Annotated in this window: 19 protein-coding genes; 6 read left to right on the top strand and 13 right to left on the bottom strand. The window is 60.9% G+C overall.

The annotated features are described in order from the left end of the window. Window positions 1-20: 20 nt before the first annotated feature. Both EOS_RS30755 and EOS_RS30760 read left to right on the top strand, forming a co-directional pair. Window positions 21-1298, top strand: a complete 1278-nt coding sequence (locus tag EOS_RS30755) for an ABC transporter permease (RefSeq protein WP_047895977.1) — start codon at window positions 21-23, stop codon at window positions 1296-1298. Between the two features lie 19 nt (window positions 1299-1317). Further along, on the top strand, window positions 1318-2154 hold the full coding sequence (locus tag EOS_RS30760; protein WP_047895978.1) for an ABC transporter permease: 837 nt from the start codon (window positions 1318-1320) through the stop codon (window positions 2152-2154). A 314-nt stretch (window positions 2155-2468) separates the two neighbouring features. Here EOS_RS30760 and EOS_RS30765 read toward each other — a convergent pair whose 3' ends face one another. Next, the gene (locus EOS_RS30765) at window positions 2469-4436 is read right to left on the bottom strand and encodes an acid phosphatase (protein ID WP_047895979.1); all 1968 of its coding nucleotides are present in this window, start codon (window positions 4434-4436) and stop codon (window positions 2469-2471) included. A 574-nt stretch (window positions 4437-5010) separates the two neighbouring features. Here EOS_RS30765 and EOS_RS30770 point away from each other — a divergent pair. Then, entirely contained in the window at window positions 5011-5352 is a 342-nt protein-coding gene (locus EOS_RS30770; RefSeq protein WP_047895980.1) for a DHCW motif cupin fold protein, read from the top strand. 226 nt (window positions 5353-5578) lie between these two features. Here EOS_RS30770 and EOS_RS30775 read toward each other — a convergent pair whose 3' ends face one another. Continuing rightward, window positions 5579-6112, bottom strand: coding sequence for an RBBP9/YdeN family alpha/beta hydrolase (locus EOS_RS30775; RefSeq protein WP_047895981.1), 534 nt, complete (start codon window positions 6110-6112; stop codon window positions 5579-5581). Between the two features lie 124 nt (window positions 6113-6236). Between EOS_RS30775 and EOS_RS30780 the strand changes: the two genes are divergently transcribed. Beyond that, window positions 6237-6689: an Lrp/AsnC family transcriptional regulator gene (locus EOS_RS30780; RefSeq protein WP_047895982.1), complete on the top strand. Its 453-nt coding sequence runs from the start codon at window positions 6237-6239 to the stop codon at window positions 6687-6689. Between the two features lie 83 nt (window positions 6690-6772). On the opposite strand, the gene EOS_RS30785 is transcribed toward EOS_RS30780, so the two are convergent. Next, window positions 6773-7156, bottom strand: a complete 384-nt coding sequence (locus EOS_RS30785) for a hypothetical protein (RefSeq protein WP_047896026.1) — start codon at window positions 7154-7156, stop codon at window positions 6773-6775. Window positions 7157-7683: 527 nt separating this feature from the next. Further along, the gene (locus tag EOS_RS30790; RefSeq protein WP_047895983.1) at window positions 7684-7965 is read right to left on the bottom strand and encodes a hypothetical protein; all 282 of its coding nucleotides are present in this window, start codon (window positions 7963-7965) and stop codon (window positions 7684-7686) included. A 634-nt stretch (window positions 7966-8599) separates the two neighbouring features. On the opposite strand from EOS_RS30790, the gene EOS_RS30795 reads away from it, so the two are divergent. Continuing rightward, entirely contained in the window at window positions 8600-10345 is a 1746-nt protein-coding gene (locus tag EOS_RS30795; protein ID WP_047895984.1) for a methyl-accepting chemotaxis protein, read from the top strand. A 331-nt stretch (window positions 10346-10676) separates the two neighbouring features. Further along, window positions 10677-12530, top strand: coding sequence for a thiamine pyrophosphate-binding protein (locus tag EOS_RS30800; RefSeq protein WP_235443014.1), 1854 nt, complete (start codon window positions 10677-10679; stop codon window positions 12528-12530). 263 nt (window positions 12531-12793) lie between these two features. Here the strand turns inward: EOS_RS30800 and EOS_RS30805 are convergent, their stop codons facing one another. From EOS_RS30805 to EOS_RS43730, 9 genes are all read right to left on the bottom strand, one after another. Continuing rightward, entirely contained in the window at window positions 12794-13396 is a 603-nt protein-coding gene (locus EOS_RS30805) for a phosphatase PAP2 family protein (protein ID WP_047895986.1), read from the bottom strand. 27 nt (window positions 13397-13423) lie between these two features. Beyond that, complete coding sequence (locus EOS_RS30810) at window positions 13424-14629, bottom strand: MFS transporter (RefSeq protein WP_047895987.1); 1206 nt, start codon at window positions 14627-14629, stop codon at window positions 13424-13426. Window positions 14630-14735: 106 nt separating this feature from the next. Then, window positions 14736-16760, bottom strand: coding sequence for a bifunctional DedA family/phosphatase PAP2 family protein (locus tag EOS_RS30815; RefSeq protein WP_047895988.1), 2025 nt, complete (start codon window positions 16758-16760; stop codon window positions 14736-14738). Window positions 16761-16802: 42 nt separating this feature from the next. After that, window positions 16803-19922, bottom strand: a complete 3120-nt coding sequence (locus EOS_RS30820) for an efflux RND transporter permease subunit (protein WP_047895989.1) — start codon at window positions 19920-19922, stop codon at window positions 16803-16805. Between the two features lie 49 nt (window positions 19923-19971). Beyond that, window positions 19972-21036: an efflux RND transporter periplasmic adaptor subunit gene (locus tag EOS_RS30825; protein ID WP_047895990.1), complete on the bottom strand. Its 1065-nt coding sequence runs from the start codon at window positions 21034-21036 to the stop codon at window positions 19972-19974. Continuing rightward, window positions 21033-22424: a TolC family protein gene (locus EOS_RS30830; RefSeq protein WP_047895991.1), complete on the bottom strand. Its 1392-nt coding sequence runs from the start codon at window positions 22422-22424 to the stop codon at window positions 21033-21035. Before EOS_RS30830 ends, EOS_RS30825 begins: the two co-directional genes overlap by 4 nt. A gap of 621 nt (window positions 22425-23045) precedes the next feature. Beyond that, on the bottom strand, window positions 23046-24326 hold the full coding sequence (locus EOS_RS30835; RefSeq protein WP_047895992.1) for a sensor histidine kinase: 1281 nt from the start codon (window positions 24324-24326) through the stop codon (window positions 23046-23048). Beyond that, entirely contained in the window at window positions 24310-24999 is a 690-nt protein-coding gene (locus tag EOS_RS30840; protein ID WP_047895993.1) for a response regulator transcription factor, read from the bottom strand. The genes EOS_RS30835 and EOS_RS30840 overlap by 17 nt, the downstream gene beginning before the upstream one ends. Further along, on the bottom strand, window positions 24999-25652 hold the full coding sequence (locus EOS_RS43730) for a permease (RefSeq protein WP_053064088.1): 654 nt from the start codon (window positions 25650-25652) through the stop codon (window positions 24999-25001). Before EOS_RS43730 ends, EOS_RS30840 begins: the two co-directional genes overlap by 1 nt.

Genomic DNA, 25652 nt, shown 5'->3' on the forward strand with positions numbered 1-25652 from the left:
ATGCAAGGCAGGGGACAGGTGTGACCACGATGACGATCGCCGCCGATTCATCGCCCGAATCGACGGGTAGACTTAAACGCGAACTGAAGGCCGCCGAGGCGAAAAAGCGCGCGATGGCGCTGCTGCTGGTCGCGCCCCTGGCAATTTTTCTGCTGCTGATTTTTGTCGTGCCGATAGCCGCCTTGCTCACGCGTGCCGTGCAGAACCCCGAGGTGGTTGCGGCGTTGCCGCACACATTGAAAGCGCTCAACGGCTGGGATCGCAAGACCCCGCCCGCCGACGCCGCCTACGCCGCACTTGCCACTGATCTGGTCGCGATCTCGGACGGTGACGCGATGGGTGCACTGGCCCGGCGGTTAAACACCGAAATTCCGGGTTATCGCTCGTTGGTTGCAAAGACGGCACGCGCGATGCCTCTCGCCGACGCCGACGGCCATCCGCTCGCTCTGACGCCCGCCCAGGTTCACGGGAAGCTAGTCGAACTGGACCCGCGCTGGAATGACATCGCGTACTGGCAAGCCATCGCGAAGAACGGCAGCGCGTATTCGCCGTTCTACCTGCTGGCGTCGCTCGATCACAAACAGGATGGGTTCGGCCACGTCATCGCGACCGATCCGGATCAACAAATCTATCTCACCGTTTTCAACCGGACTTTCGTGATCGGCGCGGCCGTGACGATCTTCACGCTGCTGCTCGGCTATCCGCTTGCTTACTGGATCTCCACGCTGTCGGCCCGCCGCGCGAACCTGGTGATGATTCTCGTGCTGATTCCGTTCTGGACCTCGATCCTCGTGCGCGTGGCCGCCTGGATCGTGATTCTGCAGGGCGAAGGGCTGGTCAACAAGGCGTTGATTGGCAGCGGGCTGATCCATGATCCGCTTGCGTTGTTGTTCAACCGGGTTGGCGTGTACATCTCAATGACGCACATTCTGCTGCCGTTCATGATCCTGCCGCTCTACAGCGTGATGAAGTCGATCCCGCCGACCTATCAGCGCGCGGCGATTTCCCTTGGCAGCCACCCGTTCGCCGCCTTCTGGCGCGTATATGTGCCGCAGACTTATCCGGGTATCGGCGCGGGTGCGTTGCTGGTGTTCATTCTCGCGATCGGCTACTACATCACGCCGGCGCTGCTCGGAGGACCGAACGACCAGATGGTCAGCTACTACGTCGCGTATTTCACCAACGTGACAATCAACTGGGGCATGGCGTGTGCACTCGGCGCGCTGCTGCTCGCCGCGACGCTCGTGCTGTATGCCGTGTATGGGCGATTTACGCGCTCACAACTGAGTCTCGGCTGAATCTGGGCGGAGCCAAGTGATGAAACTTTCCAAACCCCTGTTTGCGCCACACATGTCGATGGTCGAGCGCGTGTGGTATTTCGCGCTGCGCGGTCTCGCCGTGCTTACATTGCTATACCTGATCTTGCCGGTGCTGGCGATCGTGCCGCTGTCGTTCTCGTCGAGCACGTTCCTTGTGTATCCGATTCCGGGCTGGTCGCTGCGCTGGTACGAAAATCTGATCGGATCCGCCGAATGGCGCATGGCGGCGAAGAACAGCTTTATCGTGGCGCCGTCGGCTACGGTGGTAGCGACCGTGCTCGGAACGCTGGCAGCGATCGGTCTCACGAAGGCGAACTTTCGCGGCAAAGCGCTGCTGATGGCAGTCCTGATCTCGCCGATGATCGTGCCGGTGGTCGTGGTCGGCGTCGGCATGTATCTGTTCTTCGCGCCGCTCGGATTGGCGAATACCTATATCGGGCTGATCCTCGCGCATGCTTCGCTGGGCGTGCCGTTCGTCGTGACGACGGTGGCAGCGACGCTGCAGGGCTTCAACTACAACCTGGTGCGCGCGAGCCTGTCGCTTGGCGCGAATCCCGTGACCACGTTCTTTCGCATCACGTTGCCGGTGATCGCGCCTGGCGTGATCTCGGGTGCGCTGTTCGCGTTTGCGACGTCGTTTGACGAAGTGGTCGTCACACTGTTCCTCGCCGGGGCGAATCAGACGACACTGCCGCGCCAGATGTTCACCGGCATCCGCGAAAACATCAGCCCTACCATCGCAGCGCTCGCGACGATTCTGATCGTGTTCTCGACGGGCTTGTTGCTCGCGCTCGAATGGCTGCGTGGGCGCAATGCGGCGCGGGCAGTGGCATAAGCGCTGTCTGTGGCACCCAAAACGGCCGATAGCCAATCATCAAACACTCATCCTCCACGGGCCGAAAACAGGAGCGTTGCGCGGCGTTGCCCCGAGCGCGTCGGTCGAAGGACCGGGTGGACCACGGAAGTTCGGTATCGGACCGAGTTTGGCACTCATCGGTCCATGCCTAAGCTTGGGCAGTTTTCCTGGATATGGACTTGACCTGCGCATCGCGCGTGCGAGGCGGCCTCGAAGGTCAATGGCAGTCGTCAGCAGCTTCGTTCAGTTTGTGAAGAGCCGCTGGCTCGATACGTTGATTCCGCGACGACCGCTCACGCATCCAAGTGAAGTTGCACACCCGAGGCACTATAAAGTGCGGTCGCCTTGAAGCCGTCAACTGTCACCGTCGTAAAGCGCCCCTGCAAGCCGTTGCAATCCATGAGCGCGATTGTGTCACCCACTTTCGGCGTGAAGCCTGCGGCGAGCTTTACATGCAGCGTCCCGCCGACAATTGAAGTCTGTCCGCTCACCGCGAGCCTTCCCTGGTCGCCGTTGCCGCGATCAATCTCGAGCGTGCCGGCGGCGAGTTGTGTGAACTTGCCGCCGATCGTCACGCGAGAGGCAGCGTTCACCGCAACCGTGCCGCCGCTCACATACACGTCGCCCACACCGAACGCGTTCGTCGAACCGGCGACGAGCGTTCCGCCCTGTACCTGCGTGCCGCCGCTGTACGCATTCGATCCAGCGAGCGTGAGCAAGCCGGTGCCGTTAAACGTTAGCTTGCCGGCGCCTGCTATGTCGTTGCGCCATGTATCGATCGCGCTGAAGCTGCCGAGCGATGCGTCCATCGATACAACGACGTTGCCCGAAAACGAGCCGTAACCGTCCGCTGCAGCAAACAGGTTGAGGCGACCCCAGCCTTCCGCGTCGTCGAGAACGGGGAAGCCCGATGCGAGCGCGGTTGTCTTGAGCACGACGCGACGCTGATCGGCGCTCAAGTACGGAAGACGCGTCTCGAGCAGCACCTCTGCGCTCTTCGGGACTACGGCGGCCCCAGTGGTCGTTGCGATCGAGCCGAACCCGAAGGTCAGGCGCCGCGTGTAGTTCGCCTTGTTGGTGGCGTAGTCGGCGAAGCGGTCAGTTGCCGCGGTCCCCGATTCGGCCAGCGCGCGAAACGTCGTGGCATCCGTATTGGTCAGCGTGTACAGCGCGCTGTGCGCCTGCGTGACGGCTGTCTGCTTGAGCGTCGCGTTTGCGCTGTCGGAGAGGTTTGCCGCGACCACCGCTTCCGCCAGGATCCGTCCGCCGATTACATCGAGCGGCGAGTGCATGCCAGCGAAGATGCGGTTCTCGCCGAGCTCCAGACCGCGACTGAGCATCTCCTGATAGCGCTCGGGCAGCGCGTAGGCCATCGCAAGTGCATCGCGCATGGCTTCGGCCGAGTGGCCGCTCGGAAAGCCGCCGTCGGTCGCCGGCGTCGTGCTTTCGGCCGGCACGAGTGTCGGCACGACGACTACGTTGCTGCTCCAGCGAAACGGCCGGGCATATTTGTAGAATCGCTTGGCCGGTTCAGTCGAACCATTGTTGCCCATCGCGTTGATGAAGTCGACAACCGAACCGAACTGCGCATTCGCCGTGCCGCCCACGCCGGTGTTATTGCCGGTGTCGTTGTAGGCGGTGGTGACCGCGTTCGCCGGAATGCTGATGATGCTCGTAGTTTGCTGCGCGGCGCTGCGCCACGCATTGGTGAGCGGTCCCATACCGTCCGACACACTGTAGCCCTTGCCGCGCCGGTCATCGTAGTAGGCGGCTTGCCCCTGTGCGTCCGTGCGTTGTGTGGTCGCCGCGACGACGTACTGGATATTGGCATCAAGCACGGTCGGATTCAGCGCGGTGCCGTTCGGCGTGCCGTCGGTCGGGATGCCCGTCCAGGTCGATGCTACAACTGCCGGAAAACTCCCCACAGCGGGCGCGGAGACACCGGCATCCACGATATCGGTGAGCGGTTGCCACAACGTGCGGAAACCGTTAAGCACGCGCACGCCGGCGTTCGTCGCCATCGTGGCGTAGCGTGCGTCGCCACGTTGGTTGGTGGCCGCGTTATCGACGAAGGCGGCGACCGAGGCCTGGACCGGCGCGCTATCGACGAAACCCGGGTCGGCGGGCGGCGCAGGAGCAGCCGAGACCGTGGCGGGTGCGCTGTTGCCATTGTCGGAATTGCCACCGCACGCACCCAGCAAAAGCGCGATGCTGGAAGCGGCAAAGAGGCGGCGGACGGTGCGTATCTGCGATGACGACATGGCGAGCGTTCCCGATAAGGGTAGGTAAGGAAGCGCGCAGTTTATGGGGGCAGCATGAAGCTTTCATTACCTTGACGGCAAATCATTGCTTCGGGCGGAATGTATTGTTTGATGCGGGAAGGCGGACAGCACAGGTCAGGCGAAGCCGCGCAGCGATTGCCTCCGAGCGGCCAGGGCACGTCGCGCAGCCGAGCGAGCGCCACGCTGGACGCTACGGCCGTTCCCGGAGCGTGGCTTGAAGTTGCGACATTGCAAGAGCCACTAAGAGTGAACGTCGATGGGGTATCCGCAGACCACGTCAAAACTGTCACCGTTGCGACTATCAACTCGCATGCTCGCCATGCAAGTTTCTCCTTGACGGCAACTTGGCGGGCCTGAGTCAGTGGAGACCGCCAGATAATCGCCATTGACGCGAACCGGCCAGGATGAGACGTTCGACACCGTCACGAAGATCGTTGACACCCATTAGCGGGCCCGGTGTCAAATGAGCGAACAATACCCACGACCGCTCCGGATGGGGAAATGACGCACGGAACAGGCGGGCGTGAACCTAACTTAGCCAGGAATCAGTAGCATGAAAATGGACGCATTTGCATTCGGTACGACAAATTGGGCGGAAGTCGAACGAACCGAACATCAGGGGGAGACCGGCGTAGCCTATTGGCGCACCCAATTTTTCGGTGAACAGCCTAATCAAATCCGAGTGCGGATGGTGGAATATACCCCTGGCTACCTGGCGGACCATTGGTGCCAAAAAGGCCATGTTCTTTTCTGTATGGAAGGCGAGCTGGAAACGACTCTAGAAGATGGACGGAAGTTCATTCTGACGGCCGGCATGAGCTATCAGGTCGGCGATAACGCTGAGCCGCATCAATCCTACACCAGCACGGGCGCCAAGCTATTCGTCGTTGATTGAGCGGCCACGCGAAGGCGGCCAGCGGATCGAACTGAACCGATGGTCATCCGGCTCTGTTCGGCCAGACCGGCCACGAACGGACATTTGTCCTCGCGTCCAATTTCGTCGACTAGGCACCGATTTCTGGCCTTCGGCGAATGCAGCTTGGGTGACCCGTGACCGGCCCAATCCCAACGCCGCGTCAGGCGAGGAGCGAGGCTTATAACGGACGTAATCTGAACATCCATCATTCATTCATTGATTGGAGCAGTCTGAACCCTTCAGGCCAATCGCCCAGGTCGCTATCTGCATTGAGATGCCCCTTCTCTCCAACTTCGATCAGCTTGCTCCCCCATGCTTTGGCGTAGCGACGCGCATGGTCTGCGCCGCCATAGGGATCGTTGGAGCTGGATACGACGATCGTAGGAAACGGTAGCCGCTCTGACGGTAAAGGCGCAAATCCCGTTGCGGCCGCCGCAGGAAATGCCGGTGTGGCAGGGTCAGGAACAGCGACAAGCAGCGCGCCACGGATCCGGGGCAAATGACGGGCCGCCCAATGCACGACTGCCAGACATCCAAGGCTATGCGCAACGATGACGGTGTCGTCGCCGCTTTTCGCTACCTGTCGCTCGATTGCCGATATCCAATCGTTACAGGCGACCTGATCCCAGTCTTTGACAACGAGTCGCCGCCACTCCGGATGCGCCGCCTCCCACCTACTTTGCCAGTGCAATGGAGCGGAATTGCCGATACCAGGAACAACGAAAACGGGGTGATCCATCTGCCTGCTCTCCAATGTTGAATGAGCATCCAGTGTAAAAGCGCAGGGATTCTGGCAACATCCCGGATCAAATGAATTGACGGCTGCTGCCGGTTAAAACAACGAAAATTGACGGATCGCACAAATGAAACCTAAGCAGGCAACGTTAGACCGGCTGGACTGGCGGATACTGGAGACTCTCCAGAGCAATGCGCGCATCAGCAACACCGAGCTTGGCAAGCAGATCGGACTTTCACAGCCAGCCGTCACGGCGCGTATCAAACGACTCGAGGAACAAGGCGTCATAGAAGGTTACGCGGCGCGGATCAATCCCGGTCTCGTCGGCCGTGGCATTGCAGCCATCGTTCGGATTCGGACCACTCATGCTCAGATCAAGCAATGCCTGAGTGCGTTCGAAGCAATGCCGGAAATCGTCGAGGCGCATCGAATCACGGGCGAAGACTGCTTCATGGTGCGCATCGTGGTCGAAGAAATGCCGCAACTCGAAGCTGCAATCGACACGTTGGCGAAATTTGGGCCGGTGACCACAACTGTCGTGCTGGCGAGTTATCCACCGAAGACGATCCGTGGATCGTGACTTTGACGGGCTGTTATGTAGAAATGCGGGGGGCCGCTCAGGGTCGCTATCTACCTTTCAGCGGGGTTGCTGGCTGCGATGCCTTATGTTCTTGGCAGCGCAGATTTTCTGCTTCGTTCGCGTGGTTTCGGCTCGACACCCACACGCCGATCGCGCGCAAGCACGAGCGCTGCCATCCTTTCCGCGATGGCTTCAAACGCCGGATCGTCTTGCGGCACATAAAGCCATTTTCCAAGCACCGGATGCGGCTGCAAAGCGGGCATTTCATCAATGAGAGCGGCATGATGCTCTTGCGATGTGCACACCAGCAAGCCATTCCATGGTTCGTCGCGATCGGCTGCGACCAGACACAACAGGCCGTCGATATAGGCAGCATCGCAGCCGAACATCCGCTTGGCGATGTAGGTTGAATCACGCTCGAATGCTTCGAAGATCCAGAGGAGCGAGTTGCGGACGGAAGAGGGCATCGACGTGAAGTCCTTGGTGACAGGAGCAAACATGAGCTTACCTGTATTCGTCGGCCTTGGCAGCCAGCGTCAAAGCCATTCCAGTATGTCATAGTGCTGGATATTCGGATCGAATGATCGTTTGTGCATGGATCAGTTTTTCGTAGATCAGTTAATAAGGATGGCGAAATGAAATTCAGGATCGAACGAACCGAACACGTTGACGGACGGCTGTTGGTTGTGATTTGACTACGCCGTCTTGCCGGCGTTGTCCGTGTACGCTGCGCCAACGCTGAACGGGCCGTCCGCGTAGGCGACTCGCACATTACATCAGGGCGTCGTCGAATCGAATTTGCACTCACCGTCCAAACCCGGCGGTAGCCAATCCCGCAATACTTCGATTGTCGTATTTGCGGGCGACCATAGTCATCCTTGCGTGCCAAGGACGAATTCGCGACGACCCGTAAGCAAAATGATGAGGACCAGCGCCCAAGTCGCGCCGCGTCGGACGTTGACTCAGGTGCGGTGCCTGCATGCCGCAGCGGTTTTCATGTGGCGAGCAAAAGCGACCGGGCCTGCTCGAGAAGCGCGTGCGACGCGGTGAACTCGTTACGCCCCGCCATAGTAAGCGCGGCCTGCGCAGTACGCGCGAACAGCTCGTCGTCGGACGTTACGAACGCCTCCAAGCCAGGACCAAGGTTGTCGTATCGGCGAAAAAACGCAAGCAATCGCAATGCATCGAACTCCCAGTCTTGGGGACCGGCCTTGGCTAGAATCTCGGCGGCTGCATCCAGTTGTCGGATGGCTGTGACGAATTCAGAGCGTTCCATGACATCTGTCTCCGTATAAGTCGCCGACGCGATTGTTCTGAGAGTCTACCGTGCGCGCGTGAAGACTTTCGATGTAGGCGAGCGAATTCTTTAACTTCATCGGACGTCTACCGAAACGTGCGTGGCGCCGGGGCCGGAATGAAACTGTCGCGGCAAAGGCTTATCAGTAAAGGGCAAGATCATTTTCTCTAACGGAGATGCCCCCAGAAATGCGAGCCTTTTCGTTCGAAACTTTGGATATGGGTCGAAAGACTGAGACCTGATTGTCCTCGTCAAACTTCAGGATCCGATTGCTCGGTAGATCACTCCAGATCGGGTTTCGCGTACCCGTAAGAAAATGTAAACATCATTTTGTATGAAGATTTCCTTTTTACTGTCGTTAACCACTACATGAAGGACTTACCGCGTTGCCTCCCGGTCCGGTTGGGATCCGCTGCCAGATGTGAAATGCAAGGAGATTCGCCATGCACTCTCATGAACCGAAAGGGGGCTACCCAGCTCGTCCTGGACGTTTCAGCAATCGTTTTCGTGCTCCTATCGCGGCTACCCCCAGCCGAGACACAGGTTGCGTGAAAGTAGATTGCGGCCAGCGTTGTCAGTCTGTTCCGGTTCTTTCACCTTGACACGGCGAACTATGAATTTCAGCAATATGAAACTCGGCACCAAACTAATCAGTGCCTTCATCCTGATATCGGTCATCAGCGCAATCGTTAGCGGGATCGGCCTTAGCAACATGGCGCAGATCAGCGCCAATGCGGACAAGGCCTATCGGTCTGATCTTGTGGGGCTTAACCTGATTCAGCAGGCGAACGCCGACGTGCTGAGGACCGGCACGTATCTACGCAACGCCATTCTGGCTTCCACTGCTGAGCAGCGGACTAAATCGCTGGACGCAGCTGAAAAAGGCCTCGCCTCGGCGCGCGAGCACCTCAATCAAGCGGAACCCCTCGTCTACACCGAGAAAGGGAAGGCTACCTTTACGGATCTCGATCAGAGCTGGCAGGATTACACGCAGGCCTTCAATGAAATGAAAGGCAGGATTGACGCAGATGGGCTAAAGGATCGAGACGGCCTGACTGATTACCTGTTGAACGAATATCATCACAAGGGTTTCAAGACCCTGGTCTTGATGAGCGCCCTGGTTGCTCTGAAACAGGGCGACGCGCAAAACGCGGCTGAGTCTAATGACAAGGTGTACGACCAAAGCCGCAATCTGATGCTGGTTCTGGTGGTCCTGTCTGTGCTGATTGGTGTGGGGCTCGGCGTTTACCTGACGCGTAGTCTGACACGGCAGCTTGGAACAGAGCCTGCGACAGCGGCCGACCTAGCGAGAAGCGTGGCAGCCGGCGATCTCAGCGTAAGCATTGACCTCCGGCCCGGTGACACGAGCAGCCTGATGGCATCGCTGAAGGTAATGCGCGATGCGCTGTCGCAGGTCGTCTCGGATGTTCGCGAGAACGCCGAAAGTGTGGCGACTGCGAGTGCGCAGATCGCGCAAGGCAATCTGGATCTGTCGAGCCGTACGGAGGAGCAGGCGGCATCGCTGGAGGAAACTGCCTCGAGCATGGAACAACTGACCGCTGCGGTCCGTCACAACGCCGACAATTCGAAGCAGGCAGCTACCCTCGCCGGCACGGCCTCAGGCGTCGCGCAGCGAGGCGGCGAAATCGTCGGGCGGGTGGTTGAGACGATGCACGAGATTTTTGCAAGTTCGACCAAGATGTCCGAGATCATTAGCGTGATCGAGGGTATAGCTTTCCAGACTAACATCCTCGCCCTCAACGCGGCGGTCGAGGCGGCTCGTGCTGGCGAACAGGGACGTGGATTTGCCGTCGTCGCCGGTGAAGTGCGCACGCTCGCGCAACGCAGTGCCACCGCCGCAAAGGAAATCAAGGAATTGATCGCCGTCTCGGTCAACCGCGTGGAAGCGGGCTCGACTCTTGTTGAGCAGGCTGGCGGCGCGATCAAGGAGATAGTCGGGTCGGTGAAACGTGTGACCGACATCGTGGGCGAAATCTCGTCGGCGTCGGTAGAGCAGAGCGGCGGCATCGAGCAGGTGAATCAGGCGGTCAACCAGATGGACCGCGTAACCCAACAAAATGCTGCGCTGGTGGAAGAAGCTTCGGCAGCGGCCCAGTCGATGGCCCAGCAGGCCCAAAGCCTGCGTGAAGCGGTAGCCTTCTTCAAGGTCCACGACAGGCGAGTAGCTGTGTTACGAGCAAATACGCCTCGGAAAGAACCACACCGGACGGCGCCGAAAATTCACGCGTCTTCGCCTGCAATGTTGACAAAACCCGGGAAGACTCCAGTCCTTGTCGCTGGCAGGAGCACGGTGGTCGCGACTGGCGCCAGTGACGCGTCGGGCTGGCAGACATTCTGAACAGGTTTTGGCATGAGCGGTGCTGTCGACGCGAGAACGCCGTGCTCGTCGAACAGAGTGTCGTCACACAGGCGTTGCAGGCAGGGATCGCTGACAACCTGCAGTCGAACGGATTGAGGCCCGCGATCCACGGCCATAGGGTTGATAACACCTCGCAGATCTTGCTTCAGCCATTGGTGAAGCGTATGCGAGCGACGTCGTAACCGAAAAAGAGTACTCATGGATGGAGACACGGGCCCGTTGATCAAGCGGGCACGATGAAGCAGCGCGAGACGCGACTGCAGTTGGTTTGCAGCGCACTCGAGGCCGTCTCACCGTCTCCACATGCCGGTTGCCGCCGGTTCGTCATGTTGCCGTTGCGAGGGCCGCACGCGACGACCGGATGAGGGATGGTGAGATCCAACTAACAGTTTCTGCTCAGATCGTACTCGAAACTATGGGATCACTCGCTCCATCCAGTGTATCGAAAACAGTCGTGAAGTCGTTGGAGTCTGCGAAGATCGACCACGTCTTCCTGGTCCCAGGGAAGTTGATCTACCCGTTGCTGGAGGCAATCGACGAGTCGCCGTCGATTCGCGCGATCGTTGGCGCTCATGAGACTGGCAGTGCCTTCATGGCCGATGGGTATGCGCGGGCCAGCCGGAAATTCGGCGTATGCATAGGGATTTCCGGACCAGGTACCATGAATTTCGTGCCGGGCATGGCGGCCGCTCACGCAGACCAGATTCCCATGCTCTATATTGCCGGAGGTGTCTCGTCGCAAGCAGAAGGGAAAGGCGCGTTCCAGGACGCTACGCTGAGTGGCATTTTCGAAAGCGGCGTGGTGAAAAACCTGGTGGAAAATGTCATCGAACTAAAGAACAAGGAAAATATTCAAGCCGAAATGCGCCGTGCGACGGACGGGTTGAACTGGATGCGCCGAGCGCGGTCTTTCATCAGCATTCCTATTGATGTTCAAAAGCAGGAAGTTCTGTCCGGTCAGGACGCAGCAAGGCAACTGTACGATCACGGCGAATTCAATGTGCGCGAAGTCCCCGCGAGCCGCGCGGTGTTGGATGCCTTGTGCAAGCAGTATCTCCTCAAATCGAAGAGAGTCGCTTTCCTGATCGGCAGCCGCGGCAACGACGCGGAAACCGCAAAGGTCCTGCTCGAGGTCGCCGAAAAATTTCACATTCCTGTCGCGACCACACTGTCGGGAAAGGGCGCGTTTCCTGAGGATCATGTTCTTGCGCTCGGCATTTACGGATTCTCCGGCCACTCGCGGGCCGCTCACGTGATCAATTCGGACGGGCTCGACGCCCTTGTCGTGTTTGGCAGCGATTTGAACCAGCGCGACAGCATGAATTGGAGTAAGAAGCTGGCTGCGGGGAAAGAGTTGATCATCTTTGACGACAGCTTCGACCCGCCCGCAATGGGGCACATCGGGCACGGCAGTATTTTCTCCGGGATTGGCGCCACATTCCGCGTGCTGTCCAAGACGGATACGGACAGCAGCGCCGACTTCCCGAAGGTGCTTGAAACAAGAAAAGCGTGGGTCGCCGAGGTCATCCAGACCCCGTTGTACGACGATCAATTCGAGCAAGTCAGTGCTGGGGTTTCGGGCGGCGATCGATCGCTTTATCCGGGAGACGTAGTGAAGCGCTTGTGCCAACTACTGCCGAAGGACAGCAACGTCGTCGTGGATTCCGGCGCCCACCGTATCTTTATGGCCCATTACTGGCTTTCGTCGGGCATCGGCAACTACTTTTCGTCAAGTTCCCTCGCGCCGATGGGTTGGGCAATCGCCGCCGGGATCGGCATCAAGCTTGCCGCCCCAGAGCGCCCGTGTGTCGTAGTGACTGGCGACGGATGCATGCTGATGCACGGAATGGAGATTCAGACCGCAGCGCGCTACCGGGTCAAGATGATTTACGTCGTGTTGAATAACTCGGCGCATGGCGCAATCCATATCGACGCGATCAGCAAGGGATCGATTTCGGAGCAGTTCACCAAGCTCCCTCGCCATGACTGGACAGCTTTTGCCTCTTCGCTCGGTGTGGCGGCGCGCATGGTCGAGCACCTTGATGAGCTGGAAGATGTGCTGAGCGAAGCGTCGCGATACAACGGGCCGTTCCTGATCGAAGTGATGACCGGAGTCTTTCCCGCACCGAATCGGTACTATGCGGAATGCGCGGCTTGTTCGTGAACAGCGCGCGCTGGGTTCCGTTGCAGTATGGGGGCTCGTTGGTATCCCCGTGATTCAGAAAGGGGTGTGGTTTTGGATGCGTGCGGTGCGGATGAGAATGGCGAAATCACGCTGACGATCAAAGACAATGTTTGGTCCGCTGGCGCTGACAGTTGGGACGTGGAGTGGAAGGGGCCACGCGGACGGTCCAACGTGGTGGTGGTTGCTGTCGAAATCGAAGGCGGCGACGATTTGATCTCGCTGCATCGGTTTGTTAGTGATAGTCAGCGTCGCAACCAGCCGAGGTCTATTGGCCGCGCGAGGAGTTTGCGATACACCACGATTAGCCATCGCGTCACGGCGCTGCCCGCTAGATGCCAGATCGGTGCTATTAGTGCGTAAGCCACGCCGGCCACCGCGGCAGCGCCGAACATGTCCAGCGGGAAGTGAACACCGAGAAAGACCCGCGCCCAGGCAACCGACACCCCGGCCAGCAGCGTAAGTACGCCGAGCCAGCGCGCATCTCTCAAGAGCAACGTCAGGGCGATGCCGGCAAAGACAGTTGCATGGTCGCTCGGAAACGAAGAATCCGGCGTATGCGGCAAAAACGTGTGACCGAGGCCAATCATGAACGGCCGCGGATGCTGCCACGCCAGACCGATCAGCTGATTTGCGCCTACGCCAAGCATCGCCACGAGGCACGCCCGGATGGCGAGACTGCGTTGCGCTTTGCTGCCGCACAGCCACATAGCCGCCAACAGCAAAGGAATCAGATAGATCGCGTAATCGGCGATCAACATCGCAGCGCCGACTAGCCACGCCGGCGTCGCCAGAGTACCGTTGATCGCGAGAAAAAGCGCCTGGTTAAATCCTTCGAGAGTTTCCATCGCAGTGAGGTTCTTAGTAAAAATCTATCAGGCGTTTTGCGCTGCCTGTCGCGGCGCGTACCAGCACAGGAGCAACGGCACCACGACGAGCGCCGCGCCGGCGAGAAAAGTGGTCGAGGAGCCGAAGCGATCCCACAGCCAGCCGGCAAGCGCGCTCGCGACCAACATGCACAGGCCGCAGGCTAGGTTGAACACGCCGAACGCGGTACCGCGCAGCGTTGAGGGCGCCGTTTCGGACACCATTGCAGCGAGAATGCCCTGCGTGAATCCCATGTGCAGACCCCACACGGCGACACCTGCGAACACGGACATGACAGACTGCCCCATTCCGAGCAGCAGATCGGCCGCGATCAGCAGCACCATGCCGAGCGCGAGCAGAAGACGGCGATCCAGCCGGTCCGAGAGTATGCCGACCGGGTACGCCGACAGCGAATAGGCGAGGCTCATCACGACCATCACGGCGGGGATCCACGCGAGATCCAGACCGGTCTGCTGGGCACGCAGCACCAGAAACGCCTCGCTGAAGCGCGCCAGCGTGAACGTCGCACCGACGCCGACGATCAGCCAGTAGCCTGGCGGGAATTCGCGCAGCGCGCGCCAGTGCAGCGGCGAGCGGAACGTGCGCCGCGCTGGCGCGTGGCCCGATTCGTCGATGCCGAACGCAATCAGTCCAATCGCGACGAAGGCTGGCACGACGGCAAACCACAACACCGTTCGAATATGGTCGGCAAACCAGAGCATCAGCACGATCGCCAGCAGTGGGCCAATGAAAGCGCCGATGGTGTCCATCGACTGACGCAGCCCAAAACACGCGCCGCGAATTTCCGGCGGGGCGACGTCTGCCACCAGCGCATCGCGTGGTGCGCCGCGAATCCCCTTGCCAACACGGTCAAGCAAGCGGGCCGTTACGACCCAGGCGGGCGTGGTCGCAAGTGGGAACAGCGGCTTCGTGAGTGCAGCCAGTCCGTAACCCAGCAATAACAGCCCCTTGCGCCGGCCGAGATAGTCGCTGAGCGGTCCGGAAAACACCTTGACGATCATGGCGGTCGCCTCCGCTGCGCCCTCGAGCACGCCGAGCGCAGTAACGCTCATCCCCATCGTAGTCACGAGGAATACCGGCAGCAACGCGTGCACGAGTTCGGACGACAGGTCCATGAACAGACTGACGAAGCCAAGCGCCCACACGGTGCGCGGGATGGTCGGCCGGTTGGCAGATGTGAGGTTCGCGGTCATAGAGTTAGGAAAGGTGACGAAGAGACGACGGTGAGTTCAGTTGCGCCGGCGCTCAGGGCGTTGCCGCGCAGCGCATTGTGGCATCGTCGTTGGCGGATGAGACGACTCACTGGGGTGATTCCTCGGAGGTCAGCGGCAAGACCAGCACGACCCGTCGAACTGCCCCGTCCTGCATCGTTGACCGGCTCAACAGGTGCATCCCGATAGGGAGTAGTTGGGGAACGACGATCGCCTCCGGCCAGCTCGTCGTGGTGCCCAGCGTGACGAGGTGCCACGGTTGGCGAAACGCTTCCTGATACAGCGCGCCGTACCAGATCGGTTCATCGGTCTGGGTGCCGGTCGTCAACCGATAAGGAGACCGCCAGAGCCGCAGCACTAACCGGCCCATCGGTCGTTGCGGATCGAATTTAACAAAGGTTAGTTCAGAGCCTTTGCCTGCTGCGAGCAGCGGCAGCACGGGCAAGGCATCCACCGATGTTTGGGGCGACAGCCACAACAAGGTGGGCCTGATCGACCACGCCGGCGCCGCTTGCCAGCCCGTCGCTTCGAGGCGGTGCGTGATGGCGCCGTCGCTCTCGGCCCATTGCAGCGGGAAATTTTCTTCCTCGTCTCCGCTTATCTCGCTGCGCCGCCCGGGCAACGCGCGCCACTCTCCCTCGGTCCATTGGCGTGGCGTAAGCACGGTTTCATGCGTGACAACGCTATATCGGGCGAGGTCGGTCTCAAGATGTTCAGAGATCGTCCATGAGCCGAAGATGGCGAGCGCACCGCCCGCAATGCATGCCAAAACCCCTGGAAGTATGTCATCACGCACCTGCCGGTACGCGTAAGCACCGGCCAATACCGCAAACCATGCGACTCCCAGGCTCCAACCGCCCAACACCCCCGCAAGCCAGTCTTCTCCGACATACAGGCGAGCGAGCCCGGTCATCATGATCCAGATGCTGATCACGGCGATGACTGTGTTTCGCCAGAGCGGTGTTTGCCGCTGGATCAGCAGCCATCCCAGGAATCCGTAGACGAGCAGGGTGAACGTTGCGTGACCGCTAGGCAACGGAGAATGCGCGGTACCGGGGCGCCAGTTCAGTGGCCGGATATAACTGGCCCCGGGTTCGATCACAGGGGTCAGTGCTGCAGCTACGCCGACCACTAGAATCCACCAGGCCGCGGAGCGCCAGCGGCGTCGCACGAGCAACCAGATCAGGACGCTGCCTGCCACGAACAGACCCGCACCGTAGCCACCCAGTTCGACCATACCCGCCATCAACCGGTCAGTCGGCACTGTACGCAATGCCTGCAGGAAGCTGTAGAGCGCGGTATCAGCGCGAACCAGCGGATCGCGCGCGACCACATCCTGCAAGATGCCCAGGAACATCCAGATACTGCCAATGAAAAGCAACACCAGCACGCCCAGTGTCTGGAACTCCGGTCGCGCAGGATCGACGATGCGCAGCAACCGGCCCGCCAGACGCGGAGATCGCCGACCGAGCCACTGTACCGTCAGCGTGAACGCTCTTTTGGCAAGCGGTATGCCACGCTGGACGGCGACGTGCACCAGCCGCACAAGCAGCCAGGCAAGCCCGGCCAACATGAGCAGCATCGCGGCCAAGCGGCCGCTCACCGCTTCAGCTAGCTGTGCGGATGCGCCGAACACGATCCCCGGGCCGATATGTGCTGGCGACCAGGCCAGTGCAGAAGCAATGTTGATCGGGTAAAACCTGCGCCTCGGCATGTGCGACGCACCGACGACCAGTGGGACGATCGCGCGCACCGGCGCGAAGAAGCGGGCCAGCACGATACTTTTCCCGCCATGCCGTTGAACGAAACGCTCGCCACGCTCCCAGACCGCCTCGTGTCCCTTCGCCCGCCACCACATGCGCACTTCGCGGTGATACCGGTGGCCGAGCTCGTAGCTGATCCCGTCGCCCGCCACGGCGCCGAGTGCGCCGATAGCGAGCGTTACCCAGCCGTTCAGCGCACCAGCACCAATCAATGCGCCCGCGGCGAACATCACGATGCCAGCAGGGATGAATGTCCCGATGACAGCCAGTGACTCCGCGCACGCGACGCCAAAGACGACGGCGAGGACAAGATAGGGATGTGCGCCAATGCTGGCGAGCCACGCGTGCATACGCGGTTCCGGTTAACTGCGGGGTTTGCGAGAGTGCATGGATCACCCGTTCGACGATGCAGCCTGCGGTTCGGCCAGCGTATCGCGCTCAAAGCGGCCATAGCGCAGCGCGAGCGTTGGCAGGATGATGAGGTTCAAAATCGTGGAGGTGGCCAGTCCGCCGAGAATGACAATTGCCATCGGCCCCTCGATTTCGTTCCCAGCTGCACCGCTCGTAAGCGCGAGCGGTAGTAAGGCGAGCGCCGTCACGAGCGCCGTCATCAGGATCGGTATCAGCCGCTCGGACGCGCCGCGCACGGCCGCCTCCATGCCCCACGGCATTTCGTCGACATGCACGAGGTGCTCGTAGTGACTTATCAGCATGATTGAGTTGCGCAGCGAAATGCCGAACAGCGTGACGAAACCCACCATGCCGCCCAGTGACAGGTCGCCGCCGGTCAGCAGCACGCTCAGCACACCGCCCACCAGCGCGAACGGCAGGTTCACCATCACCAGCACGACTCCACGCCGGCTCTTCATCGCGAGGAACAGCAACAGTGCGATGCCGACCACGGACATCGCCCCGTACGCGAGCAGGTCATGCTGTGATTGCGTGCGTGCCTCGCTTTCGCCCGCGAATACCGCGTACGTGCCTTTCGGCATCACGATGTCGCGATTCACGCGCGCCTGCGCTTCACTCACGAAATCGCTCACTGCGCGGCTGCCGAGATTGACAGAGACCGTCTGCATTCGCCGGCCGCCGTCGTGCGTGATCTGATACCGGCCCGAGACCTGGCCGATGACCGCCAGCTCGCGCAATGGCACGGCCAGCCCATCCGGGTTGCGCAGCATCAGCGCGCCGACGTCCGCTAGATTCTTGCGCGCTTCGGGCGCGAGAACTACGGTGACATCGTAGGTCCGGCTGCCTTCATAGGTTTGTGCAACCGTGCTTCCCAGATAGGCGCTCTGGATCGCATCGAGCACGTCGACCGGACGGAAGCCCCAGCGGCTCAACTGGTCAGGCTTCAGTCTGACGTCGAGCTCCGGGATGCCCGGAGGCGATTCCACCCGCACGCTCGCCGCGCCGCGGATGGTCCCCAGCAATCGCGCGATGTCCTGCGCCTTGCGATCGATCACATCGAGGTTGTCGCCGAAGACGTTGACCGCAACGGGCGCCGTCACGCCGGAAATGGTCTCGTCGATCCGTTCGACGAGAAACGTATTGACCGAGGTGGTCAGGCCGGGAAAGCGGGCGAGCGCTTCCTGGATGCGGTACAAGATCGCACTCTGCCGGGCCGCGCTCATCGGCACGAGGTCTACCTCGAACTCGCTCAACTGCACGCCGACCGGATCGACGACCCCGTTGGCACGGCCGGCGCGCTGCGCGACCAGCCGCACTCCCGGCACATGCATCAGCGCCTGCGAAACCTGGGTGCCGATACGCATCGATTCGGCGAGCGACGTCCCGGGCGCGAGTCCCATGTGCACGATGTAGTGCCCCTCGCGCAGTTCAGGAATGAAGTTGCCACGCAGGAAAGGCAGCGCGGCGAGGGTCGCCACGCACATCACGGCGACTACCACCATGACCGTCCTCACACGTTGCTCGATCTTCAGCAGCAACGCGGTGTAGCGTGTCTTCAGCCACGTGAGCAAGCGCGGCTCGTGTTCTGGCAGCGGCCCGCGCGTAAGGAGCGCGAGCGCCATCGCCGGTGTTAGCGTAAGCGCAACACCGAGCGATGCCAGCACCGCGAGGATGTAGGCAACGCCGAGTGGCGCAAACAGCTTGCCGGCTATCCCCGAAAGCGTCAGCACCGGCAGGAAGATCAGCATCACGATGAAGGTCGCGAACACGACCGCACTTCGCACTTCGAGCGAGGCGCGCAGCACCACGCGCAATGCCGCCAATGGCTCGCGCCTGTTGCGATTCTCCCGCAGCCGCCGATAAATGTTCTCGACGTCGATGATCGCATCGTCGACCACTTCGCCGAGTGCGATCGCGAGGCCGCCGAGTGTCATCGTGTTCAGGCTCACGCCAAACGAGCTCAGCACGATGATTGCGACCAGCAAGGAGAGCGGAATCGCGACGGCTGAAATGATCGCGGTGCGAACATTGAGCAGGAAGAGGAACAGCACCGCGATCACCAGCACCGCGCCGACCAGCAGCGCCATGCGCAGGTGGCTCACGGCCGCGTCGATGAAGTTGGCTGGTCTGAACACGTCCGCGTTCAGCTCGACGCCTTGTTGGGTCAGTACGGGCTTGAGCGCGGCGAGCGTCTTCTCGATGTCCTTCGTTACGGCGAGCGTGTTGGTGCCGTACTGGCTTTCGAGGACCAGCATCACACCGGGCGCACTCATGATCGATGCGGCGCCAACAGGAGGTGCGCTGCTCCACGTGACGGTTGCGACGTCGCCGAGCCGTACGGCTGCGCCATTGCTCCAGCGCAACACCACGCCGGCCAGTGCATCGGGTGTTCTGATCTGGCCATCGGTATTGATGGCGATGCGTTGATTCGCGTTCTCGATGAAACCCGCGCCGCGCACACCGGTAGACGTCCGTGCCACCGCGATCACATCCTGAATCGACATGCCGTAGCGCATCAGCCTGGCTGGATCGATCTGTATCTGTAACTGCCGGGTGTCGCCGCCGAACACGATGGCGTCCGCGACGCCCGGCACGCTCAACAGTTGCGGCTTGACCGTCCACTGCGCGATGTCGTACAGGTCCATCAGCGAGCGCGTCTTCGACGTCAGGCCGATGGTGCGCACCACGCTGGTCGTGGTCGTGAGTGGCAGCAGTCTCGGCGGCTGCACGCCGGCGGGCAGCGTTGAGGCCAGCGCGTTGACGCGCTCGGAAACCAGTTGCCGGACCTGCAGCAGGTTCGCACGGCTGTCGAACACCACCGTGATCGCGGACAGGCCCTGCAGCGACTTCGAGCGCATCGACTGCAGGCCGACCATGCCGGCGAGCGCGTTTTCGACCGGCTGGGTCACCAGCGTCTCGACCTGCTCGCTGGAGAGCCCCGGCGCCTCGGTCTGCACGATGCTCATCGGCGGGGCGAACTCGGGAAACACATCGAGCTTCGCGCGCGTAAGTGTGTAGAGGCCGTAGCCGGTCAGCAGCACCGCCAGCGCGTAAATGACGCCGCGAAAGCGCAGCGAGAACCGGATGATGGCGTAGAGCATTGGTTACCAGGCGTGTGCGGTGTGGGCGAAGTGCAAACCGATCTGCGGGTCAGTCGTCACATTCGGGCGGATCCTTGCACGCCGTCGCGATGCCCTGCGGCCGGAGTTCCTGGGAAAGCAGCAATTGTGGGCCGCGCATCACCACTTCGTCGCCGGCATGAAAGCCGCTCGTCACGACGAAGCCCTGGTCGCCGGGAGACGATGCCGGCACGTAGCGTCGCGTGAAGCGATCCGGCGCAGTGCGCACGTAGGTCCACGGCTGGCCGCCGTACCAGATGACCGCCGCTTCGGGAATCACGAGTGCGGACACGCTCCCGTTCGACGCCGGCACGTGCGCGGCGGTGTGGGTTCCAACGGGCAGCGCGCGCCCGGTCACGTAGAAATACGGGTTGCCCTGGACCGCAGGATCACCTTGGGGCGAAGCCGAGAGTTTCTGCGCCGCGACCGGCTGGCCGTCCGGCGCATCGACCGTGATGCGCGCGGGTGCGGTGCTGCTGTAGGTGGCGGGTAGCGTCACGCGCAACACCACCGCGCGGCCGGCGAGCAACCGCTGGAACAGGTCTGAGGCCGGCGCCATTGCCGCGACCGTAAGCACTTCTCCGAATTGCTGGCGCATCGTCGCATCCAGCCCGCTTTGCGCCGCGTTGGCCGACTGGAGCTTTGCCTGATCCGCCTGCATGAGCACTCGTGCATCCTGCAGGCTCTTCTGCGAGATGTTGCGATCGTCATCGAACAGCACTCGGCTACGCTCGTACTGTGCGTTCGAGTTGCCGGCTTGTGCGCGCAACGCCTTGTAATCGGCTCGCGCGGCCGCGAGCCGATTACGCAGATCGAACAGCGGCTGCAAGTCGACGACTGTTGCGTACGCCGCGTTCTCCGGCTGGATGGCGACGGCTGTCAGCGGCGTGACTTCGATGTGGCTGGCGCGCTGTACATCGGCGGCCACGACAACCACCGTTTCACCGTTCACCGTCTGCACGGACGGCTGAGCGGCGGCCTGCACAAGGGCGCCCGGCCTCGGCTGACTGGCAACAAGTGTCTGGTAGATGAACCAGCTGGCACCGGCCGCCAGCAGCACGGAGACAACTAAAAGAATGACCAATGTGCGTTTCATCGCGGTATCTCTTGTTGGGTCACGGGGGCGTTGATGGTCTCCACTGCGAGGGGGTGCTGCATAGCGTCCTCGAGCCTGCCGGCTGCCTGCTGTGCGACGACGACGGCGTCCAGATGGGCAATCTCGCTCGCCTGGTAGTCCGCCCTAGCTTGCGTGAACATGAGACGGTCGGTGGTGCCGGCTGCGAAGCTTGCCGACTGGCTGTCCAGTTGCTTTAGCGCGGTGGCGAGATGTGCGGCAGAGAGCAGCACGGCATCAAGGCTCGCCCGGTAGTGGGCGAGCGCATGGTCAAGGTCGTTGAGCATCGTGTCCTGCAAGGCCGCGGTGCGCGCGGCCGCCTCCTTGCGTTTCGCCTCCGCCTGTGCAACGCCGCCCTGGTTCTGGTCGAAAACCGGCAGCGTGATGCCAGCGAGCCCGAACCCGATCTTGTTCGTACCCGTGTCGTATGTGTAGCCGGGGCCGAGATGGATGTCCGGATATTGCTTCGCGACCTCGATCTGCAACGCCGATTCGGCGGCCGCGTACTCGGCGAGCGACGCCAGCAGATCGGCGCGATGGAAAACCGCCTCGCGCTGCGCGTCAGAGGCGGGTGGTGCAGGCAGGGCTGTGCCGAACGCGTCGAGATCGAGCTGGACGGCGCTGAGTGCGGCCACCGGCATGCCGATCGCCGTGGCCAGTTGCGCGCGCGCGTCCTGTTGGGCACTGTACGCGGCGGCGAGATCGGCCTGTGCCTGGGAGGACGCGAGCACTGCCGCGTCGACATCGGGTCCGGAGTTTTCGCCGACTGAGCGGCGCTTCGTCACCATTGCGACGACCTGTTGTTGGGCCTCGACTTTGCGCGACAAGAATGCAGCTCGCTGTTGGGCGGCGTACAGCAAAATTAGTGCGTCACGCACCTGTGCGCGTACCTTCCACGTCTCATTGCCGAGGGCGAGGCGCGCGGCTTCCGACAGGTGCGAGGCCTGGTCGATCCGGTAGCCGCGCTTGTGCGCGGTCTCGATCGGAATGTCGAGCGCGGGGCCCGCGATCCATGGCGCACCCGGTCCCGGGTTCGGCGTCGCGTACTGGAACGGCAGTTGCAGCACCGGGTTCGGAATTGCGCCCGCGACATCGATGCCCGCTTTCGCGGTGCCCCACTGGGCCCGTGCAATATCAAGCGCCGGGCTGTAGTAATAAGCCGCGAGGGTGAGCATCTCGCGGTTCCAGTGTGGCAAGGGCCACGGATCAATATCGTGCCCGGATTGCCGCGCGAGGTACGCGCGCAGTTCGGCGCTCGCAAGCGTTCGGTCCTCGAAGTGTCGGGCCAGTTGCATCGGAACGATGGGCTGCGGGCGATAGGCCGCGCATCCCGTCAACATGACGCAGGCGAGCAGCAACGGTCGGCGCATAACACAGCATCCATGGGTTTGTTGGCCGCCTGTTGAGACGGCGACAGACGTGGATGCTACGCAAGGGGTTGTGAAGTTTTCGTCAAGAAGACGTCAATTCGTTGTGAGTATCCGTATTACGTGGTTGGTGGTCGTGGCGCACACTGCGTCGCAACACTCATTCACCGACATGCGCGGTCGGATCGACCGGCGCTGATCGAGTAACAACGGGAAGGCGAAAGTGGGCCATGGGACGGTCGATCGAGGCTCTCAATTCAGCGCTTTTGTGTTTCGATCTGCCAGTTACCAATGGTCAAAAACAAGTTCACGACATTCGCCGTCGAGTATGTGGCGGCGTCTTGCTTAGTGCCACGGTGGCATAACGGACGCCAGGTTTAACGGACAGGTGCATAGTCGGGCCGCGGTCAGCCAGTCTTTGCTTTCAAATAGTAATGTTTGATGGCTAACTTCGTTTTTTGCGCCGCGTCGCCCGACCAGAGCCGGCGAATGGAAGACGACTGCACTTCGTCACGGAGCAACGGTGACAACCATCGCCACAGTAGACGAGGAATCCAATAAGTTTCGTAGAAAACCGGTGTCGCAAAAAAATACCCACCGAAGGGGGCCCTATCCCGGCAATTTTCAGTCAACCGGCGGCAAACGTAACGAGACGCGAGTGCCTTTACCGGGCTCGCTGTCGAGCTTGATGGACCATTGATAACGATCGCAGATCTTTTTTACGATCGCAAGTCCGATGCCGAACGTTCGGCGGCCTGCGTGTGCGGGCCTCGCCTGGTAAAAACGCTCAAACACATGCGCCAGGGCTTCCCCCGGTATGCCACGGCCCGAGTCTTCTATCTGCAGCAGGCCATCCCTATAGGCAAAACGGATACTGCCGCGATCGGTGTACCGCACGGAGTTGTCGATCAGGTTCGACAGAACGATTGCGAGTGCCGAACGGTTAACCTGGACGCACAGACTGTTGTCGAGGTCGAGCACTGTCTCGATACCGTTGGCAAGCAGCTCTTCTGCAAAAGGATCCAGTGCGTCCTCGATAGCGCTGGCGAGGCGCACTGGCCGAACATCTGCAGGGGATTCTTCCCGTGCCAGGAGTAGCAAGGCATTGGTCATCTCGATCATGTTATCGGTCGCGCGATCGATCTGTTGCAGGCGTGCCCGGGACTTCGAACCAATGGCCGTATCCTGCTCGAGGAGTTCACAACTGGTCTTGATGGCCGTGAGTGGCGTTCGCAATTCGTGACTCACGTTGCTCGTGAACTCCTTCTCGCGCTCGATCATCCGCGCCATTTGGCGGTGATAATCGTTGAATACTTCGACCAGTTCAACAACCTCCGCTTCGTCGTATTTGCCGGGGTTCAGCGCAGTCACCGTACCCAATTTCAGCGCCTTGACCTGACTAGCAAAGCCGGCAACCTGACGAACCAGGAGGCCCGCTAGGCCAAACGCAAGCCAAATGGTGAGCAACGCGAACACGCCCGTGCCGGCCATTAGCGCGTCGATCACCTTCTTGAAGCGTTGCTCATAGCGGCTGAAGTTGTAGACCCGAAATACCTTTGCATCGCCGAGCGCGGCGACCGCCACGTGGATTTCCTGGTCGCCGACAATGATCTCGTGTGTGCCGTCGCGCAGATCTTTCACAGAAGCGGGCAAGGCGACCGGCGTTGTGCCGGCGGTGGACACGTGTGCGCCGAGCTGTGGGTCGATGGGCGGAACAAGTTTCGGGTCCATCCGGTAGCTCTGGAGCAGATTCGCCATGTCGTCTTCGATCAGCGCCGCGATGAGCTTCTCTTCCTGCGCCTCGGCGAGCGCTTTTACGCCGAGAGCCTGACCCACAAGCAACAGGATGGTCAGCGCAGAAAAAACCAGTGCAACTTTGAGGCGCAGGCTAGAGCGGGTGCGCATTGTCCACCACGAGCCGGTAGCCGAGACCGTGGACAGTCTCGATAAGATCGTCCTCGCCGTTGGCGGTTAGCGCGCGTCGCAACGTGTAGACGTGCGCGCGCAGCGTATCGCTGTCCGGCAACTGCTCGCCCCAGACTTCGGCCTCGAGTTCGGCACGGCCGAACACCTTATTCGGCGATTGCATCAGGATGCGCAGAAGCTGCAGACACTTCGGTGGCAGTTTGACTGGCCGTCCGCCGCGGTCCACCGTGAATGTCGACACATCGAAGCGCACATCCGCACAACTCAACACCGCTTGCGTTACCTGCCCTTTGTAGCGTTTGATGAGTGCAGCGAGGCGTGCGCCAACTTCCTTGAGCGAGAATGGTTTGATCAGGTAGTCGTCCGCACCCTGGATGAAACCCTGCAGCTTATCGTCAAGCGTATCTTTAGCCGTCAGTATCAGGACCGGAGTATCCCGACGTGCTTCTTCCCGCAGCTTGCGACAGATGGTCAACCCATTCACGCCCGGCAACGACAGGTCCAACAGGATTGCATCCCAGTGCTGCGTCACGGCGAGATGCAGACCCATTGCGCCGTCTGATGCAACGTCGACCTCATAGCCGCCGTTTTCCAGATAGTCGTAGAGGTTCGTCGCGATATCCGCGTCATCCTCGATTATCAATACTCTCATCAAGCGGCCTTCCTGGCGAGTGGGCGGTGTCGTAAGGCACTCATGTTGACGCAGCAACGACGACATTGTGCAGCCGAGTGGTGCCGTACGGGCATCGTATTTGGAATGGTTCGATGAAAGTACGGTTCACGATGTGAGTACGTTGTCGTTAGTGATGGTCGTGCCTGTGGTGTTCGTGCGTGTTCGTGCGTATGCGCGGTATCACCCTGATCCGATGCTTCACCGCGACCATGTTCGTGATGGTGCTCATAGCCACCGCTCCTATAAAATACGATGATCAGAACGACGCTTATAGCCGCGAAGACGATGTCAAGCACGGTCGTGCAATTGAACGTTATTGTCTCGGTCAGAATGCCGACGTTGCGCTGCTGCGGGACCAGGCCGGCCAGTCCCAAAATGAGCTCCGCGGCAAGCGCTGCAACCACCATCGCGACGTAGAAGGTGACGAGCATGTACCAGGGCATCTTACCGCCATAGTACTTCCGGTAGATGTTTAGAATCGGCGGAATGATGAGGCCGTCGAATATGAAGGCCGCGACACCGCCGAAGCCGATACCACCGTTCCACAGCACCGCGGCAAGTGGAACATTGCCCACCGAGCAGGTGAACGAAACCAAAGCGATAAGGGGGCCAACAAAAGTGCCCCATATCAT

Source organism: Caballeronia mineralivorans PML1(12) (genome assembly GCF_001028175.1).
GTDB lineage: Bacteria > Pseudomonadota > Gammaproteobacteria > Burkholderiales > Burkholderiaceae > Caballeronia > Caballeronia mineralivorans.